Genomic DNA, 17545 nt, shown 5'->3' with positions numbered 1-17545 from the left:
GCTGACCGCTGTGACGGAGACGCGGACCCGGCGGGCGGAGTGGATCGGGACCGACCGCGTGCTGCGCTGGCTGCGGACACTCCGCGACGACCTGTGCTCCGTGCGCCTGGACCCGCTGCCGCCCTCCGTGTGGCTGCGCTGGCTGCCGCACGGAGTGCTGTGGGTGGCGGCCATCGGCATCACGATCGGCGGCGTCGCGCAGCTCCAGCACAACGGGCACCTGGGCGCTGGTCTCGCCTCTCTGCTCGGCTTCGCCCCGGGCGGCGCCGTGCTGCTCGCGATGTGGCGGCCCGTCCCGGCCTGGTGGCTGTCGACGGGGGCCATGCTGGTGGGCGCCATCACCCTGCACGGCCGACTGGGCACGACACCGGTGGTCCTGTTCACCTGGCCCTGGACCGTGGCCGGGATCATCGCGCAGCTGCTGGTCCTGCTGCTGCTCACGCTGCGGGTCCGGGCCCGGGTGGCCTTCGAGGCACTGGCCGTGACCGTGGTGGTCACCTGGCTTCTCGACGGCGTCTGGGGCGCACCGCCGCACCAGTCCACCTCGGTGGTCACCGTCGTGCTGGCCGCGATCGTGGTGGCGCTCGGCACGGCGCTGCGGGGCCGCCGTGAGGCACGCGCGGAACTCGGCCGGCAGGCCTCGCTCACCGAGGAGGAGCGGGCCCGGCGCACCCTGCTGGAGGAGCGCAGCCGGATCGCGCGCGAGCTGCACGACGTGGTCGCCCACCACATGTCGGTCATCTCCATCCAGGCCCAGGTCGCCCCGCACCTGGTGGAGAACCCGTCGGACGAACTGCGCGAGAACCTCGACGGCATCCGGCAGAACGCGCTGGAGGCGCTGACCGAACTGCGCAGAGTGCTGGGCGTGCTGCGCTCCGAGAGCCCCGACGAGGACGCGCCCGACGTCCCCGGCACCGGTCCGCACAGCCCGCAGCCCACCCTGGACCGGCTGGACACGCTGGTCGAGAACACCAGGGCGGCCGGTCTGACCGTCACCGCCCGGATCAACGGCGAGCGGCGCCCGATGCAGTCGGGCGTGGAGCTGTCGGCGTACCGGATCGTGCAGGAGGCGCTGAGCAACGTCCTGCGGCACGCGCCGGGGGCGACCGCGCATGTCGAGATCGAGTACATCCCCTACGGACTCCTGGTGTCCGTGGCGAACTCCCGGCCGGACGGGCCCGCGCCGCCGTCGCCGGGCGCCGGGCACGGGCTGCTCGGCATGCGGGAGCGGGCCGCGATGCTCGGCGGGTCGCTGACGGCGGGCCGTCGGCCGGACGGCGGCTACCGGGTCTTCGCGGAGCTCCCGGCCGCCGCACCCGGCGCCCGCCCGGTACCCGGCCCCACCGCGGACCCCACCTCCGGCACCATCGGTGCCCCCGACCCGAAGGACGACCACGCATGACGAGCAGCAGCGGCGACCCCATCCGCGTGGTCATCGCCGACGACCAGCAGATGGTCCGGCAGGGTTTCACCGTGCTGCTGAACGCCCAGCCCGGCATCGAGGTGGTCGGCCAGGCGGTGGACGGTCTGGACGCGGTGGCCAAGGTCGCCGAACTCACCCCGGACGTCGTCCTCATGGACATCCGCATGCCCGAGCTGAACGGCATCGAGGCCACCCGCCGGATCACCGGCGAACGCCCGTACATCAGGGTGCTGGTGCTCACCACCTTCGACCTGGACGAGTACGTGTACGAGGCGTTGCGGGCCGGCGCGTCCGGGTTCCTGCTCAAGGACGCGTCCGCGGACAAACTGGCGGAGGCGGTGCAGGTGGTGGCGGCCGGCGACGCGCTGCTCGCGCCCGTCGTCACCCGGCGGCTGATCGCCCAGTTCTCCCAGCTGGACGGGGGCGGGGTACGGGCCCCGCTGAAGGTGCGCGTGGGCGATCTGACCGGGCGCGAGACGGAGGTCCTCACCCTGATCGCGCAGGGCCTGTCGAACGCGGAGATCGCCGAGCGGCTGGTGGTCGCCGAGCAGACCGTGAAGACGCATGTGGGCCGCATCCTGGTGAAGCTGGGCCTGCGGGACCGCACCCAGGCCGCGGTGTTCGCCTACGAGTCCGGGCTGGTACGGCCCTCCGGATACTGACCGGCACCGGCCTGCCGCTGCTCCGCGTAGTACCTGAGAAGGATGCCCGAGGACCCACCTCACTGGTGACGACGGCTACCCCCTCCTCCGCCTACGGTCGGGTACGTGACCGAGACGACCCACACGCAGCCGCTGCCGCCGGAGCGGCCGGACGGCGCGTTCGCACCGTACAAGCCGCGCAGCCCGGAGGTCCGGGCGGCGCTGGACGCCCTGCGCAGACTGCGGCAGGACCTGTTCCAGGACGCCTTCGCCTACCGTCCGCTGCCCCGGATGAGCATGGACCGCCCGTTCGTCCGCCGCCTTCCCGTCCGGTGGCGGGAGTACGCCGTCTGGGCCCCGCATCTCGCGGTGGTCGCGGCCGGCGGGGCGGCGCTGCTGGTGTCCGCCACGGACCCCTCGCTGGGGGAGTTCGGGGCCCTGGTGGCGGGGCTGTTCGCGCTGGCGCCGGTGCTGCTGACGCTGGCGCGTCCGGTCGCCGCGTTCTGGCTGTCCCTCGCCGGGACCTGGGTCGGCGCCGTGCTGAGCAGTTCCTGGGACGACTGGCCCTGGGCGGCGGGCAGCTTCCTGTCCCACCTGGTGGTGCTGACGGTGGTCGCCGTCCGCACCCGGCCGCGGACGGCGGCCTGGATGTGGGTGATCACCGCCCTCTACGGCTTCATGGCCCTCTCGCTCTTCGGCGCGAGCCGCGACGGAAACGACGTCGCGTCGATGCTGGTCGCCTCCGCGATATCCATGCTCGCCGCCTCCGTCCGGCAGATCCGCCGGGAGGCCGAGCAGACGGTCACCGCGCAGCAGACGGAGACGGCGCAGGAGCGGTCCCGGCGCACCCTGCTGGAGGAGCGCACGACGATCGCCCGTGAGCTGCACGACGTGGTGGCGCACCACATGTCGGTGGTCGCCATCCAGGCGGAGGCCGCCCCCTACCGTGTCGAGAACCCGCCGCCGGAGCTGGAGAAGGCGTTCGCCACGATCCGGGAGAACGCGGTGGCGGCGCTCACCGAACTGCGCCGCGTGCTGGGCGTGGTCCGCGCCGCGGACTACGAGGCGCCGGACGCCCCGCAGCCCACCCTCGCCGACCTGGACGCGCTGCTCGCCAACGTGCGGGAGGCGGGCCTGCCCGTCGGCAAGACGGTCACCGGAGCGGTGCGTGAACTCCCGCAGGGCGTGGAGCTGTCGGCGTACCGCATCGTCCAGGAGGCGCTGAGCAACACCCTGCGTCATGCGCCGGGGGCGGGCGCCGGCGTCGAGATCGGCTATGTCATCGGCGGCCTGGGCCTGCGTGTCGTCAACGGTCCCCCGCCGCGGCCCGCCCTCATCAAGCCCTCACCCGGCGCCGGCCACGGCCTCACGGGCATGCGGGAGCGGGTCTCGATGCTGAACGGCGAGATGACGGCGGCCGCCACGCCCGAGGGCGGCTACGAGGTGACGGTGTTCCTCCCCGTCCCCGCCACCACCGGTGAAGGTGACGCATGACCGACGGCACCATCCGCGTACTGATCGCCGACGACCAGATGATGGTGCGTGAGGGCTTCTCGGTCCTGCTGAACGCGATGCCGGACATCGAGGTCGTCGGCGAGGCGGTCAACGGCCGGGAGGCGGTGGACCGGGTCCGTGAACTCGCCCCGGACGTGGTCCTGATGGACATCCGCATGCCCGAGCTGAACGGCATCGAGGCGACCCGGGAGATCGTGGCCGCCGACGGTGCGGCGAAGGTCCTGGTGCTGACCACCTTCGACCTGGACGAGTACGTCTACCAGGCGCTGCGTGCCGGGGCCTCCGGCTTTCTCCTCAAGGACGCCTCGGCCCGTCAGCTTGCCGACGGGGTGCGGGTGGTGGCGTCCGGCGAGGCCCTGCTGGCCCCCTCGGTGACCAGGCGCCTGATCACCGAGTTCTCGAAACTCTCCGGCACCCCGCGCCTGATGCCCACCGCCCACGCGGCCTACGGCGACCTCACCGACCGCGAGACGGAGGTCCTGGTCCTCATCGCCCAGGGTCTGTCCAACGCGGAGATGGCCGAACGCCTGGTGGTGGCCGAGTCGACCGTCAAGACCCACGTCAGCCGGATCCTGGTGAAGCTGGGCCTGCGGGACCGTACCCAGGCGGCGGTGTTCGCGTACGAGGCGCGGTTGGTGACGCCGGGGTAGCACGGAGCGACGCACATGCCATGCGCACGGTCGTTGTTGCGATTCGATCGCGGGCGGTACAGGAGTGGACACAGTGCGCGTAAGTTGTGTTTGAATGGTGAAGGAATCAGCCACATGGCTGATTCCGTCCTTTTGCCTCCCACTCCCGTTTCCCCGGCGGGAGCCGCAGTCGTCCCCTTCCGCCCCCCGTCCCCGTTTCGCGCGAAGAAAGTTGCCGCGATGACCGCTGACGTGTCCGAGTTCCACTACGGACTGGTAACTCCGATAGCCGCCTACCTGATGGCATGCCTGGGTGCCGTGCTGGCGCTGCGCTGCACGACCCGTTCGATCGGCCGCGGGCATGGGGAGAAACGTTTCGGCTGGCTTGCCCTGGGTGCGGTGTCCCTCGGGTGCGGCATCTGGACCATGCACTTCATCGCGATGATCGGCTTCAGCGTGGACGGCGCTCTGGTCAGCTACGACACGGGCCGGACGGTGCTGAGCCTGTTCGTCGCCATCGGGGTGGTCGCGGTCGGCGTCTTCCTGGTCGGCTACCGGGGTTCGGGCCCCGTCACCCTGGGCATCGCCGGTGTCCTGACCGGTCTCGGCGTGGCGGCGATGCACTACCTCGGCATGACCGCGATGAACACCGGCGGCACCGTGCACTACGACACCACGGTCGTCGTCCTCTCCGTGGTGATCGCCGTGGTCGCCGCGACCGCCGCGCTCTGGGCGGCGGTGTCGATCAGCGCGGTCTGGGCGACCGTCGGCGCCAGCCTGGTGATGGGTGCGGCCGTCGCGACCATGCACTACACCGGCATGGCCGCGGTGAGCGTGCACGTCCCCCAGGCGCAGTCCGGCGGCCAGTCCTCGACGAGCCTGCTGGCCTTCCTGCTGGTCATGCTGGCCGGCCCGGTCGCGGCCCTGGTCCTCGCGGCGGCGATCGTCATGTTCGACCCCGAGGTCGTCGGCGGCCAGCGCAACTGGGCCGACCAGCCGGCCCCCGCCACCGTCCCGGCCCCACCGCCCTGGCCCCCGACCGACCGCACACAGTCCCTGGCAGACCGGCGCTACACGCCCTGACGCCGGGCGCACCCGAAACCCCGTCATTCACACCCCACCGCCCGCCAGGCCGCCCCGTGCCGCCGGCGGGCGGCGGTGCGTCCCGCCGCGGACGCGGGCTCACCCGAACGCGCGTACATGTCGGCGGGGCGTCGCCAGCCGCGCGTGATGAGGTGAGCCGGGCGGCGGGAACCGGACCGGGACACCGGTTCGCTGCCCGCCTCTTCCTTGCCGAGATGGGGAGCGTGCATGTACGGCGTACTCAGATCCGTCGCCCTCGCGGCCGGTGCCGCCTGTTCGCTGCTGGGCCCGTCGACGGCCCCGAGCGGCCCCGGGACCGTGCCGACGGCCGCGCCGCATCCCGTGCGGGCGGCCGAAGAAGCACCCCGGGGCGGGGCGGACGGCACCCTCATCACCCGCCTGCGCACACCCGCCACCGGCACGTCGATCGCCGCACCCGGACGCGACACCCTCTTCGCCTGCAAAGGGGGGACCCTCACCCGCCCAGACCGGCCGTGGATCGACGCGCACGGTGTGATCGACGTACGCAAGCGCCCGTTCGTGTCGGGGACCATGCACTGGCACAAGTACCTGAAGGTGACGACGACCGGGACCGGGCGGCGTTTCCAGGGCAACGGCCTCCCGGACCACTCCACCGGGCGCTTCCCCGTCCAGCAGGGCACCCCCGCCTACCAGTACTACGCGGAGATCCCCGCGCACGGTTACCCCAACGCCGCCGCGATCCCCATCGAGCCGTGGAACCTCGACGTCACCGTGCCACGCGACCCCTCTGTTCGGGCCCGGCCCACCTGCATCGACCAGCTGACGACCGGGATGGCCCTGGCAGGCGGTACCTTCCACCTGGAGGTGGCCACCGACGCGCAGGACCGACCGGTCGACCCCAACGCGGCGCTGCCGCTGGACCGCTGCTGGGGCCATCCGTACGACACCCAGTACCACTACCACGGCCCCTCGCAGACCTGCTTCGGCAGCAGGTCCTCGAAGGCGCCCACGAACACCCCTTCCCGCCCCCGGCACTCCCCGCTGGTGGGATACGCCATCGACGGCTTCGGCATCTTCGGCCCGCGCGGCGAGGACGGGAAGATCGTGAAGAACAGCGACCTGGACGTCTGTCACGGCCACACCCACACGATCATGTGGGACGGCAGGAAGGTCGTCATGTACCACTACCACCTCAACGGCGAGTACCCCTACTCCCTCGGATGCTTCCGCGGTCAGCCGGTGACGGTCCCCGGGTCCGGGCACGGCTGGCACTAGGCGGCGTCTCACGTCGCGGCACGTTCGCACCACACGTACTTGCCCCGGTTGCCGAACCTGGACAGCGGCTGCCAGCCCCACAGGTCGGAGCAGGCCCGGACGAGGGCGAGCCCTCTGCCGCCGTCGGCCCGCACCGCGATCCCGGGCAGGTCCCGGGTCCGGAGTCGGCAAGCTACTGGCCCCGCCGAAAGCTACTGGAGCAGCATCACGCCGGGTGACCTGAGACACCCCTGGTCAGAAAGGGGACCGGCGGTCTAACGTCCGTCCATGACAGCCTTCGACCCCTGGGACCCGGATTTCCTGGCCGACCCGTACCCCTCCTATGCCGAACTCCGTGCCCGGGGCCGGGTGCAGTACTTCGAGCGGACCGACCAGTGGCTGGTTCCGCACCACGCCGACGTCTCGGCGCTGCTGCGGGACCGGCGGCTGGGGCGGACGTACCAGCACCGGTTCACGCACGAGGACTTCGGGCGGACCGCGCCCGCGCCGGAGCACGAGCCGTTCCACACGCTCAACGACCACGGCATGCTCGACCTCGAACCGCCGGACCACACCCGTATCCGCCGCCTGGTGTCGAAGGCGTTCACCCCGCGCACGGTCGAGCGGCTCAAGCCGTACGTGGCGGAACTCGCGGGTGAGCTGGTCGACGGCCTGGTCCGGCGGGGCGGCGGCGACCTGCTCACCGATGTCGCCGAGCCCCTCCCCGTCGCCGTCATCGCCGAGATGCTGGGTATCCCGGAGGCGGACCGCGCCCCGCTCCGCCCCTGGTCGGCGGACATCTGCGGGATGTACGAGCTGAGCCCGTCCGAGGACACGGCGGCGAAGGCGGTCCGGGCCTCCGTGGAGTTCTCCGACTACCTGCGGGAGCTCATCGCCGAGCGGCGCAAGGAGCCCGGCGACGACCTGGTCTCCGGGCTGATCGAGGCGCACGACGAGGGCGACCGGCTCACCGAGCAGGAGATGATCTCCACCGCCGTCCTGCTCCTCAACGCCGGTCACGAGGCGACCGTCAACGCCACGGTCAACGGCTGGTACGCGCTCTTCCGCCACCCCGCCCAGCTCGCCGCCCTCCGCGCCGACCACTCCCTGGTCCCCACCGCGATCGAGGAGCTGATGCGCTACGACACCCCGCTCCAGCTCTTCGAACGCTGGGTGCTGGACGACATCGAGATCGACGGGACGACGGTCCCGCGCGGCGCCGAGATCGCCATGCTCTTCGGCTCCGCCAACCACGACCCGGCCGTCTTCGAGAGCCCCGACCACCTCGACCTCACCCGCCGCGACAACCCGCACATCTCCTTCAGCGCGGGCATCCACTACTGCATCGGCGCCCCGCTGGCCCGTATCGAACTGGCCGCCTCCATGACGGCGTTGCTGGAACGGGCGCCGACCCTGACCCTGGCGGCCGAGCCGGACCGGAAGCCGAACTTCGTGATCCGGGGGCTGGAGGGGCTGCGGGTGACGGTGGGCTAGCTGTTCTGCCCGCAGTGGTCACCTCATGAGGTTTCGCGGTACCGGTCGTGGAGGGTGGAGAGTTCGCCGGAGGCCCAGAGCCCGTGTCCCCCGAAGGCGGCGATGACCCCGCCGTAGAGCACTCGGTGGAAGACGTCCCCGGAGGTGGTCAGCGCCACGAGCGGTCCGAGGACGAGCAGGGCGAGACCGCCGAGCAGGGTCACGGGCAATCCGACGGTGAAGACGGCCGTCGCCTGACCCCGTGTCAGCTCCGAACAGCCCTTTTCAACGAGAAACAGGGCGGCCAGACCGATCAGCGTGACGCCGGCGGCGAGTGCGAACAGCGCCGGCCAGGGGTGACCCGTCACGGCACCGACGACGGCCCCGGCAAGGCAGACGGCGCCGACGCCGACGCCGCTGAAGCCGTAGGGCAGCGGACTGTCTTCGGCGACTTCGGCGGCGAGTTCCCACAGCAGGAACAGCCCCCGCAGGGCCGCCAGGAGCAGGGCGCCCCCGGCGCAGACCACCGCGTACCAGAAGGCGACGACTAGGGAGACGAGCGCGGTCGCCGCCCCGATCAGCGAAAACCCGCACCAGAGCCAGACCAGCCACGCGCGATCGCCGTCCGCGGAGTCCTCGCCGATGATGAACCCCGCGACCATCACCCCCAGGCCCACCACGAGCAGCGCCATGGTCGCGACACCGCGCGCTGCCGACGCCGACGAGTCCTGCACCGAGGCGGCGACGAGCATGCCGGCTGACTCTGCCTTCACAAGACCACCTGCCGACACGCTGACGTGACGCTACGACATGTCCTCAACAGCTTCGCACCGGCCAGGTCCGCTCGTCATCGGCGCGATCTGCCACACACCGGGCGTCTCCTCGCCGGGAGCCGAGCCGGCGGCGGAGTCGGCGTCCGCGTCACGTCTCCTGCGTCCTCGCCGCCAGCCGAACGGCTGCGTCGACCTGCGCGTTCAGCTCCGTGAAATCACTCGGCCAGCCCTCGAACCGCACCCACAGCTCCCGGCCGTCCATCGCCACCGACTCCACGTGCTGCCCCAGGCCCAGTCGGTGGATCTTCCGGTGGTGCACCCGTGCGGGCGACCGTTCCTCGGAGAGGCGGACCAGGACCGTCATGGGCTGATCGGAGCCCGTCTCGGGGTCCCGGTGCGTGGAGCAGCTGATGCCCACCTCGACACCGTCCCGGTGGCCCACGGCCAGCAGCGAGCCGCGAAAGTGCGGGCTTGCCGGCAGCTCCCACCCTTCCCCGTCGGCGGTGAACGCCGCCCGGTCGGTCGCGCAACGCCCCCCGTTGAGGCATGCCCAGGCGAGCAGGATCACGCGGCTGTTCTCCCGCCGGTCCGCGGCGCGCTCCTCGTCGCCCATCGACATGGCGGCGAACAGAAGCCCGAACACGAATGCGGCGGCGGGGAGGGGCACCTTCCACTGCCACGGCATGCGCACGAACAACTCGGTGACGAGGAGGAGCACCGCCGGGAACCCTCCGGCGGCCGCACCCATGAGCAGCGTGTCCCGCGTATCGCGCGTAAGCCGCATGTATTGCAGTACACCACCTCTTGCCGCCAATTGCCCTGCCCTGAACGGTGGTTGTGTCGGGCGCTGCGGTCCGGCCCCCGGCCACGCCGTCCGGCAACGCCCGTCGTCCGTCCCGCGTGTGTCCGTGACGGGCGGGAAGACCCGGCGGGCGGGCCGTCGGACGGCTGCACCCCGCCCGCCCCTCAGACCGTGAGGTCCCGCCTCCGCAGCCCCGCCAGCCCCGCACCCGCCAGTACCGCTGCCAGCCCGAGCAGGGCCGCCACCGGCCCCCACTCCATCCCGCCGCCCGGCAGCTTGGGCAGGTGGCCGAACGGGGAGAGGTCCAGGACGAGTTGCGGGGCGTTCAGCGCCGGGCCGACCCAGCCGATCAGCAGCACCGCCACCGCGACGCCCCAGGAGGCGGGGACGCAGAGACGAGGTGCCACGCCGTACAGGAGCAGCGCCAGGCCGCCGATCACCCATACCGCCGGGAGCTGTACCAGGCAGGCGACCAGGACCGGCCCGGCCCGCCTGCCGTAGCCGACCGCGAGGCCCGTCCCGGCGAGCAGCATGAGCAGGGCCGCGCCGCCGAAGGCGATCGTCAGATGGCCGGCCGCCCAGCGCAGGCGGCTCACCTGGCAGGCCAGGAGGGGCTCGGCGCGGCCCGAGGTCTCCTCGCTGCTCAGGCGGAGGACGGACGCGACGACGTACAGCGCGGCGACCAGGCCCAGTATCCCGGCCATCGAGGCGAGGAACGCGTCCGTCAGCCCGCTCCGGCCGCCCATCCGCTCGAAGATCTGCCGGGCGTTGTCGTTGTCGCCGACCAGGTCGGCCGCGCCCTGGGCCAGGTCGCCGAAGACCACCCCGGCCAGGAAGAACCCGAGCGACCAGCCGAGCACGGCGCCCCGCTGGAGCCGCCAGGCGAGCCCGGCGGCGGAACCGAGGCGGCCGACGGCCGGGCCGGGGCGGGTGGGGAGGAAGCTCATGCCGAGGTCGCGCCGTCCGGCCAAGGCGTAGGCCACCGCGGCCTGTACCAGCACCGCGGCCGTGAACAGGAGCAGTACCCACCAGCGTTCGGCGGCGAAGGGGCGGAGGTTCTCCAGCCAGCCGAGAGGGGAGAACCACGTCCATACCGACGACCCGTCGGCCGTCGCCGCGTCGCCCGCCGCGCGGAGCACGAAGGCCGCGCCCAGGACGGCGGCGGTCAGGCCCCGCGCCAGGCGGGCGCTCTCGGTGAGCTGGGCGGCGATCGCCGCCGTCGTCGCGAACACCATGCCGGTCGCGGCCAGGCCGAGGCCGAAGGCGAGCGCCCCGGCCGCCCCCTGCCCCGCCAGGCCGACGGTGACGAGCAGGGCCACCACCCCGTTGGCCGCCCCCGCCGCCAGCAGGGCCGCGGCCAACGACGCCCCGCGGCCCACCGCGCCCGACACCACGAGTTCCGCCCGGCCGGACTCCTCCTCGTCGCGGGTGTGGCGGACGACGACGAGCAGGCTGGTCACGGCGGTGAGAAGACCGGCGTACACACCCACCCGCCACGCCGTCAGGCCGCCGAGCGAGGTGCCGTACAGCGGGCCGATCAGGGCGCGGAAGGCGGCGTTGGTCTGCAACTGGCTCACCAGATCGGAGCGTTCGGCCGCCGTGCCGTAAAGGGTGCGCAGGGTGTTCGGCATGGAGAGGACCATCAGCGCGTTGACCGCGATCCACACCGGGGTCGTCACGCGGTCGCGGCGGAGGGCGAAGCGCAGCAGGGTGCCGGTGCCGGTGAGGCCGGTGAGGGCGCTCATCGTGCGGCCGCCTCGTCCTGGTAGTGGCGCAGGAACAGCTCCTCCAGGGTCGGTGGCGTGGAGGTGAGGGAGCGGACGCCGGTCTCGGAGAGCGCGCGGAGTACGGCGGTGAGCTGGCCGGTGTCGACCTGGAGCCGGATGCGCCGGCCCTGCACGTCGAGGTCGTGGACGCCGGGGAGGTGTGCCAACCCGTCTGGCGGGCCCGCGAGTTCGGCGGTCACGCTGGTGCGGGTGAGGTGGCGCAGGTCGGCGAGGGAGCCGGACTCGACGGTCCGGCCGTCCCGGATGATGCTGACGCGGTCGCAGAGTTCCTCGACCTCGCTGAGGATGTGCGAGGAGAGCAGGACCGTACGGCCCCGGTCGCGCTCCTCCGCCACGCAGCGCTGGAAGACCTCCTCCATCAGGGGGTCGAGGCCGGAGGTCGGTTCGTCGAGGATCAGCAGGTCGGCGTCGGAGGCGAAGGCGGCCACCAGGGCGACCTTCTGCCGGTTGCCCTTGGAGTACGTGCGGCCCTTTTTCGTGGGGTCCAGTTCGAAGCGGTCGACCAGTTCGGCGCGGCGGCGCGCGTCCAGGCCGCCGCGCAGCCTGCCGTAGAGGTCGATGACCTCGCCGCCCGAGAGGTTGCGCCAGAGGGTGACGTCTCCGGGGACGTAGGCGATCCGGCGGTGCACCTCCACGGCGTCCGTCCAGGGATCGCGGCCGAGGATCCGCGCGGCGCCCGAGTCGGCGCGCAGCAGGCCGAGCAGCACCCGGATCGTGGTCGACTTCCCGGCGCCGTTGGGACCGAGGAAGCCGTGCACCTCACCGGTCTCGACGGTCAGGTCGAGGCCGGTCAGGGCGCGGTTGCGGCCGAAGGACCTGTGGAGTCCGGCGACCGTGATGGCCTTCGTCATGGTTCAGAACGTACGCTTCTTTCAGAAAATTGTGAAGTTAAGGAATCGTCTGAAGCTCGGATAGGGTGAGCCCATGACGGAAACAGCCGGCGGCCGGGACGCGGAGGCCGTGTCGAAGTTCGTCGAGTCCTTCGCGGCACAGCTCGTGGAGGCCGGGATGCAGCGGATGCCGGCCCGTATCTTCGCGGCCCTGCTGTCCTCCGACTCGGGCACCCTGACCTCGGCGGAACTGGGGGAACAGCTCCAGGTCAGCCCGGCGGCGGTGTCCGGCGGGGTGCGCTACCTGGCGCAGCAGCACATGGTCGCGCGCGAGCGGGAGCCGGGCTCGCGGCGGGAGCGGTACCGGGTGCACAGCGACCAGTGGTACGAGGCGCTCACCAACCGGGAAGCCGTGATCAAGCGGTGGGAGGGTGCCCTGCGGGAGGGTGTGAGCAGCCTCGGTGCCGAGTCCCCGGCGGGGCGGCGGCTGAGCGAGACGCTCGCCTTCTTCGAGTTCGTGGACGCGGAGGTCGCGGCGATGATGGAGCGCTGGCGGGCCCACAGGGAAGAACGGTTCGGCAGCGCGCCCCTTTAGGGGCGCTGGGGGTACCCCCGGCCGAAGGCTGGGGGAGGAACTGCGCGACCAGCCCACCGCCGGGCCGCAGGTGGGTACGTTCCTGCGGGAGCGTCGTGGCCGGGCGCGCAGTTCCCCGCGCCTCCGAAGGGGCGGCGTTCAGCGTTCCTTCGTCTCCTCCAGCACCGTCCGCCCCAGCAGCGCGTACCGCTCCGGTGCCCGGTGCTTGAGGTACTGCGCGTAGCCGACGCCCGTCGCCGCCACCAGGGCCACCAGCCACGGCGTCGCCTTCAGCAGCAGCGAGCCGGACTCCGCGCCGGCCGCGACGCCCATGTTGGACACCAGCAGGACGACCACGGCGAGCATCGCGACGCCGCCGATCAGCGGGGCGGTGAAGGTCTTGAACCAGTGCCGGCTCTCGGGGTGGTTCTTGCGGAAGTAGACCAGCACCGCGAACGAGCAGACCGCCTGCACGACCAGGATCGCCATGGTGCCGAGGATGGCGAGCAGGACGTAGAGGGCGTTGTACGGGTCCTTGCCCGCGACCCAGAACGCGGCGATCAGGACGGCGGAGATCAGTGTCTGCACCAGGCCCGCGATGTGCGGGGAGCCGTGCCGGTGGTGGGTGCGGCCGACGGTGTTCTGGAGCCTGGGCAGGACACCCTCGCGGCCCAGCGCGTACATGTAGCGGGCGGCGCAGTTGTGGAAGGCCATGCCGCAGGCCAGTGAGCCGGTGATCATCAGCCACTGCATGAGGACGACCGCCCAGTGGCCGACGTAGTGCTCGGTCGGGTTGAAGAAGAGGGCCAGCGGGTTCGAGGAGGAGGCGGCCTTCACGGCCTCCGTCTCGCCGTTGCCGATGATGGCCATCCAGGAGACGAAGACGTAGAAGACACCGACGCCGAGGACCGAGATCATCGTCGCCTTGGGGATGATCTTCTTCGGGTCCCGGGACTCCTCGCCGTACATCGCCGTGGACTCGAAGCCGACCCAGGACCAGAAGGCGAAGAAGAGGCCGAGGCCGGCCGAGGTGCCCTTGAAGGCGTTGACCGGGTTGACCGGACCGAAGGTGAAGCCGTGCGGGCCGCCGCCGTGCAGGGCGACCGAGACGGCCATCGCCGCGAGGACGGTCACCTCGGTGCCGAGGAGGACGACGAGGAGCTTCTCGGCGACGCTGACGCCGAACCAGGTGCCGGTCGCGTTGATGGCGAGCATCAGGATCGCGAACGCCCACCACGGGACGTCAAGTCCGGTCTGGTCCTTCAGGGTTGTGTTGGCGAAGACCGAGAAGATACCGATCAGCGCCGGCTCGAAGACGACGTACGCGAAGGTGGCGAGCAGCCCCGACGCGAGGCCCGCGGTGCGGCCGAGCCCGTAGGAGATGAAGCCGTAGAAGGCGCCCGTCGACGTGATGTGCTTCGCCATCGAGGTGAAGCCGACGGAAAAGATCGCCAGGACGACCATTGCGACGAGATAGCTCGCCGGGGCGCCGATGCCGTTGCCCGACGACACCATGAAGGGCACGTTGCCCGTCATGGCGGTGATCGGCGCGGCGGTCGCGACGGCCATGAAGACCACCCCGAGCAGACCGATCGCGTTGGGCTTGAGCCGGTGAACCGTACTCTCGCCGCTTGTTTCCGTCGCCGGGGCGACTCCCTCGTCCACTGCCATCGGGGTGGCCCCTCTCCTGCTGTTCGCTGGCTGTACCGAACCGGAACTCTGTCTGCCGAATGAGTCGGCAGACGGCGTCCGGGCGTTAAATGTTTGTCAACCAGACCTTTAGAACTCGGACGCAACCTGTCGGCAACACCCGGCTCGTACGGTCGCCGTCATGACCACGTACACGGCCACCCTCGGCGGCGAACGCCACCGCTTCGACTCCCTGGCCCGCCTGCTGGCCGCCGCGAGCCCGGAACGCTCCGGCGACCGGCTGGCCGGGCTCGCCGCCGCGAGCGCGCGGGAGCGGGTCGCGGCGCGCTGGGCGCTCGCCGAGGTGCCGCTCGCGACCTTCCTGACCGAGCCGGTGATCCCGTACGAGGACGACGACGTGACCCGGCTGATCCTGGACACCCACGACACGGCCGCCTTCGCGCCCCTCGCCGGGCTGACGGTCGGCGGGTTCCGGGAGTGGCTGCTGGCGGCGGACACCGGGGCGCTGGCCGCGGTGGCGCCGGGGGTGACGCCGGAGATGGCCGCCGCGGTGTCCAAGCTGATGGGGAACGCGGACCTGGTGGCCGTCGCCCGCAAGGTACGGGTGGTCACCGCGTTCCGCTCCACGATCGGCCTGCCCGGCCGCCTCGCCACCCGCCTTCAGCCCAACCACCCCACCGACGACCCGGCGGGGGTGGCCGCCGCCCTGCTCGACGGCCTGCTCCTCGGCTCCGGCGACGCGGTCATCGGCATCAACCCGGCGACCGACAGCCCGAAGGCGGTCCGCGACCTGCTGGAGCTCCTGGACGGCGTGATCACCCGCTACTCGATCCCCACCCAGTCCTGCGTGCTCTGCCACGTCACCACGAGCGTGGACCTGATGGAGCGCGGCGCCCCGGTCGACCTGGTCTTCCAGTCGATCGCCGGCACCCAGGCCGCGAACGCCTCCTTCGGCGTGACGCTGGGGCTCCTGGACGAGGCGTACGAGGCGGCGCGCGGACTGCGGCGGGGCACGGTCGGCGACCACGTCATGTACTTCGAGACCGGGCAGGGCAGCGCCCTGTCGGCGGCCGCGCACCACGGTGTGGACCAGCAGACGGTGGAGGCGAGGGCGTACGCGGTGGCCCGCCGCTACCGCCCCCTGCTGGTGAACACCGTCGTCGGCTTCATCGGCCCCGAGTACCTCTACGACGGCCGGCAGATCCTGCGGGCCGCCCTGGAGGACCACTTCTGCGGCAAGCTCCTCGGCCTGCCGATGGGCCTGGACATCTGCTACACGAACCACGCCGACGCCGATGACGACGACATCGCCACCATGCTGACCATGCTCGCCGTCGCGGGCGCGTCCTTCGTGATCTGCACGCCGGGCGGCGACGACATCATGCTCAACTACCAGTCGGCGTCGTACCACGACGCGTTGTACCTGCGCGAGGTACTGGGCCTGCGCCCGGCCCCGGAGTTCGAGGCATGGCTGGACGCGATGGGCCTCCTGGACGAGACCGGCGGCCTGCGCGAGGTCACCGGCCACCCGCTGACCGCGATCGGAAGGGAACTGGCCGCATGAGCGAGACGACCGAAGTGACCGAGAGGGCCGAGGTGATCGACGCGGTGGGTGTGACCGGTGAGGCCGAGGGGGCAGGGGTGCGCGGCACTGCCGACGTGGCCGCTGTCGCCGACGCGGTCGACGTGGCCGATATGTCCGATAAAGCCGATATGGCCGGTACGGCGGCTGTCGGGCTCGGTGAGCTGTGGCCGTTGCTTCGGCGTCATACCCAGGCGCGGATCGGCCTCGGGCGTTCCGGTTCCGGGCTGCTCACCCGGCACCGGCTCGGTCTCCAGGCCGCGCACGCGGCGGCCCGGGACGCGGTGCACTCGGCGTTCGAGCCGGACCTGGTCGCGGCGGCGCTGCCCGGGATGCCGACGGTACGGGTGCGCAGCGCGGCCGGTGACCGGCTGACGTATCTCCAGCGCCCCGACCTGGGACGGCGGCTCGACCCCGTGGACCGGGCGCACCTGCCGCGCGGCGGTGACCCGGACGTCGTCTTCGTGGTCGCCGACGGGCTGTCCAGCCGGGCCGTGCACGAGCACGCGGCGGCGATGGTGCGGGCGACGGCGGCCCGGCTGACGGGCTGGCGGATCGCGCCGGTCGTCCTCGCCGAACAGGCCCGGGTGGCCCTCGGTGACGACGTCGCGGCGGCGATGGACGCCACGATGGTGGTCGTCCTCGTCGGCGAACGCCCCGGCATGTCGGCGGCCGACTCCCTGGGCGCGTACCTCACCCACCGGCCGGTGCCGGGCGTGACGACGGACGCCGACCGCAACTGCCTGAGCAACATCCGCCCGCCGCGGGGCCTGGACTACGAGACGGCGGCGGAGAAGCTGGCGGCACTGATGGGAAGGGCGCGGGAGCTGGGGCGGACGGGGGTGGGGCTGAAGGACGAAAGCGATCACGGAGAGGTGACCGATCGGATACTCTGAGTGGCGGCTGGTCAAGCTGAGGGGGAGGGCGCATCATGACGTTGATGACTGAGCGACCGACGATAAGCGGCACCGAGCCCGACAGCTTCGAGGATCTGCTGGACACCCTCGACGAGTTGGACGTGCCCGGCTACAGGGCCGAGATCATCAGGGGGAGCATCGTCTTGTCGCCGTGGTCGAAGGGGTACTACCAAGACCCGATGGAGCTGATTTGCGATCAGTTGCGGCCGCATCTGCCCCAAGGGCACCGCATCAGCGTCGGCCCGTTTCTCTACGTCTTTCCGGGGGACGAGCGGGCATACGGGCCGGACATCCATGCGGCCCCTCGACAGGCGTTCAGGACGACCAGCAACCGCTTGGACGGAGAGGCCCTCTCGTTCGTCGCTGAGCTGACCTCCACTTCCACCCGCAACGACGATCTGACTGACAAGGTTCGTGTCTACGGCGGGGCAGGCATCCCGGTCTACCTCGTCCTCGACATGCAGGAAGAACGGGCCACTGTGTACTGGACGCCCTCGGCCAAGGGCTACGAGTCACACTGCACGATGCCGTTCGGCGAGAAGCTGCCGATGCCCGAGCCGTTCGACTGCACACTCGACACCTCTGGCTTCCAGCGCCCAGAAGCGGACGACGAACCCGACGAGGCGTGAC

The 17545-nt window shown here is 71.7% G+C and carries 16 protein-coding genes and 1 pseudogene; 11 read left to right on the top strand and 6 right to left on the bottom strand.

All coding sequences use genetic code 11. The features are described from left to right. Window positions 1-10 precede the first annotated feature (10 nt). From IEZ11_RS15530 to IEZ11_RS15505, 6 genes are all read left to right on the top strand, one after another. A complete protein-coding gene (locus IEZ11_RS15530; RefSeq protein ID WP_229713034.1) occupies window positions 11-1402 on the top strand; it encodes a sensor histidine kinase in 1392 nt (463 codons plus the stop codon). After that, entirely contained in the window at window positions 1399-2085 is a 687-nt protein-coding gene (locus tag IEZ11_RS15525; RefSeq protein WP_189263315.1) for a response regulator, read from the top strand. Before IEZ11_RS15530 ends, IEZ11_RS15525 begins: the two co-directional genes overlap by 4 nt. A 105-nt stretch (window positions 2086-2190) precedes the next feature. Continuing rightward, on the top strand, window positions 2191-3558 hold the full coding sequence (locus tag IEZ11_RS15520; protein WP_189263314.1) for a sensor histidine kinase: 1368 nt from the start codon (window positions 2191-2193) through the stop codon (window positions 3556-3558). Next, complete coding sequence (locus tag IEZ11_RS15515; RefSeq protein WP_189263313.1) at window positions 3555-4229, top strand: response regulator transcription factor; 675 nt, start codon at window positions 3555-3557, stop codon at window positions 4227-4229. The genes IEZ11_RS15520 and IEZ11_RS15515 overlap by 4 nt, the downstream gene beginning before the upstream one ends. Window positions 4230-4448: 219 nt before the next feature. Further along, window positions 4449-5291: an MHYT domain-containing protein gene (locus IEZ11_RS15510; protein WP_189263312.1), complete on the top strand. Its 843-nt coding sequence runs from the start codon at window positions 4449-4451 to the stop codon at window positions 5289-5291. Window positions 5292-5519: 228 nt separating this feature from the next. Beyond that, window positions 5520-6548, top strand: coding sequence for a YHYH protein (locus IEZ11_RS15505; RefSeq protein ID WP_189263311.1), 1029 nt, complete (start codon window positions 5520-5522; stop codon window positions 6546-6548). Between the two features lie 8 nt (window positions 6549-6556). Here IEZ11_RS15505 and IEZ11_RS50790 read toward each other — a convergent pair. Continuing rightward, window positions 6557-6673 (bottom strand): annotated as a pseudogene (locus tag IEZ11_RS50790) (ATP-binding protein); the annotation flags it as partial. Window positions 6674-6815: 142 nt separating this feature from the next. Here IEZ11_RS50790 and IEZ11_RS15500 point away from each other — a divergent pair. Next, on the top strand, window positions 6816-8021 hold the full coding sequence (locus IEZ11_RS15500) for a cytochrome P450 (protein WP_189263310.1): 1206 nt from the start codon (window positions 6816-6818) through the stop codon (window positions 8019-8021). Between the two features lie 23 nt (window positions 8022-8044). On the opposite strand, the gene IEZ11_RS15495 is transcribed toward IEZ11_RS15500, so the two are convergent. The 4 genes from IEZ11_RS15495 to IEZ11_RS15480 form a co-directional block, all read right to left on the bottom strand. Further along, complete coding sequence (locus IEZ11_RS15495; protein ID WP_189263309.1) at window positions 8045-8773, bottom strand: hypothetical protein; 729 nt, start codon at window positions 8771-8773, stop codon at window positions 8045-8047. A gap of 148 nt (window positions 8774-8921) precedes the next feature. Beyond that, window positions 8922-9557 (bottom strand): hypothetical protein, encoded by a 636-nt coding sequence (locus IEZ11_RS15490; RefSeq protein WP_189263308.1) that lies wholly within the window; start codon window positions 9555-9557, stop codon window positions 8922-8924. A 182-nt stretch (window positions 9558-9739) separates the two neighbouring features. Further along, window positions 9740-11320 (bottom strand): ABC transporter permease, encoded by a 1581-nt coding sequence (locus IEZ11_RS15485; RefSeq protein ID WP_189263307.1) that lies wholly within the window; start codon window positions 11318-11320, stop codon window positions 9740-9742. Further along, the gene (locus tag IEZ11_RS15480) at window positions 11317-12213 is read right to left on the bottom strand and encodes an ABC transporter ATP-binding protein (protein ID WP_189263306.1); all 897 of its coding nucleotides are present in this window, start codon (window positions 12211-12213) and stop codon (window positions 11317-11319) included. The genes IEZ11_RS15485 and IEZ11_RS15480 overlap by 4 nt, the downstream gene beginning before the upstream one ends. A gap of 73 nt (window positions 12214-12286) precedes the next feature. Between IEZ11_RS15480 and IEZ11_RS15475 the strand changes: the two genes are divergently transcribed. Next, on the top strand, window positions 12287-12787 hold the full coding sequence (locus IEZ11_RS15475) for a GbsR/MarR family transcriptional regulator (protein WP_189263305.1): 501 nt from the start codon (window positions 12287-12289) through the stop codon (window positions 12785-12787). Window positions 12788-12925: 138 nt separating this feature from the next. Here the strand turns inward: IEZ11_RS15475 and IEZ11_RS15470 are convergent, their stop codons facing one another. Beyond that, window positions 12926-14437, bottom strand: coding sequence for an APC family permease (locus IEZ11_RS15470; RefSeq protein WP_189263304.1), 1512 nt, complete (start codon window positions 14435-14437; stop codon window positions 12926-12928). A gap of 160 nt (window positions 14438-14597) precedes the next feature. Here IEZ11_RS15470 and IEZ11_RS15465 point away from each other — a divergent pair, with 160 nt between their 5' ends. The 3 genes from IEZ11_RS15465 to IEZ11_RS15455 all read left to right on the top strand — a co-directional run bounded on the left by IEZ11_RS15465 (window position 14598) and on the right by IEZ11_RS15455 (window position 17544). Next, the gene (locus IEZ11_RS15465; RefSeq protein WP_189263303.1) at window positions 14598-15980 is read left to right on the top strand and encodes an ethanolamine ammonia-lyase subunit EutB; all 1383 of its coding nucleotides are present in this window, start codon (window positions 14598-14600) and stop codon (window positions 15978-15980) included. Window positions 15981-16129: 149 nt separating this feature from the next. Next, window positions 16130-16894, top strand: a complete 765-nt coding sequence (gene eutC / locus IEZ11_RS15460; RefSeq protein WP_189263478.1) for an ethanolamine ammonia-lyase subunit EutC — start codon at window positions 16130-16132, stop codon at window positions 16892-16894. Between the two features lie 35 nt (window positions 16895-16929). After that, window positions 16930-17544 (top strand): Uma2 family endonuclease, encoded by a 615-nt coding sequence (locus IEZ11_RS15455; RefSeq protein ID WP_189263302.1) that lies wholly within the window; start codon window positions 16930-16932, stop codon window positions 17542-17544. Window position 17545: the final 1 nt, after the last annotated feature.

It is taken from the genome of Streptomyces fuscichromogenes (assembly GCF_014645815.1).
Classification (GTDB): Bacteria; Actinomycetota; Actinomycetes; order Streptomycetales; family Streptomycetaceae; genus Streptomyces; species Streptomyces fuscichromogenes.
Note: the sequence above shows the minus strand (reverse complement) of the source record. Positions and strands in the feature narration are given on the sequence as shown.

Coding starts and splice junctions, on each gene's coding strand:
- IEZ11_RS15525 (WP_189263315.1), top strand. CDS start 1,399: ATGACGAGCAGCAGCGGCGACCCCATCCGCGTGGTCATCGCCGACGAC.
- IEZ11_RS15500 (WP_189263310.1), top strand. CDS start 6,816: ATGACAGCCTTCGACCCCTGGGACCCGGATTTCCTGGCCGACCCGTAC.
- IEZ11_RS15475 (WP_189263305.1), top strand. CDS start 12,287: ATGACGGAAACAGCCGGCGGCCGGGACGCGGAGGCCGTGTCGAAGTTC.
- IEZ11_RS15470 (WP_189263304.1), bottom strand. CDS start 14,437: ATGGCAGTGGACGAGGGAGTCGCCCCGGCGACGGAAACAAGCGGCGAG.
- IEZ11_RS15480 (WP_189263306.1), bottom strand. CDS start 12,213: ATGACGAAGGCCATCACGGTCGCCGGACTCCACAGGTCCTTCGGCCGC.
- IEZ11_RS15505 (WP_189263311.1), top strand. CDS start 5,520: ATGTACGGCGTACTCAGATCCGTCGCCCTCGCGGCCGGTGCCGCCTGT.
- IEZ11_RS15510 (WP_189263312.1), top strand. CDS start 4,449: ATGACCGCTGACGTGTCCGAGTTCCACTACGGACTGGTAACTCCGATA.
- IEZ11_RS15455 (WP_189263302.1), top strand. CDS start 16,930: ATGACGTTGATGACTGAGCGACCGACGATAAGCGGCACCGAGCCCGAC.
- IEZ11_RS15515 (WP_189263313.1), top strand. CDS start 3,555: ATGACCGACGGCACCATCCGCGTACTGATCGCCGACGACCAGATGATG.
- IEZ11_RS15485 (WP_189263307.1), bottom strand. CDS start 11,320: ATGAGCGCCCTCACCGGCCTCACCGGCACCGGCACCCTGCTGCGCTTC.
- eutC (WP_189263478.1), top strand. CDS start 16,130: ATGGCCGGTACGGCGGCTGTCGGGCTCGGTGAGCTGTGGCCGTTGCTT.
- IEZ11_RS15465 (WP_189263303.1), top strand. CDS start 14,598: ATGACCACGTACACGGCCACCCTCGGCGGCGAACGCCACCGCTTCGAC.
- IEZ11_RS15490 (WP_189263308.1), bottom strand. CDS start 9,557: ATGCGGCTTACGCGCGATACGCGGGACACGCTGCTCATGGGTGCGGCC.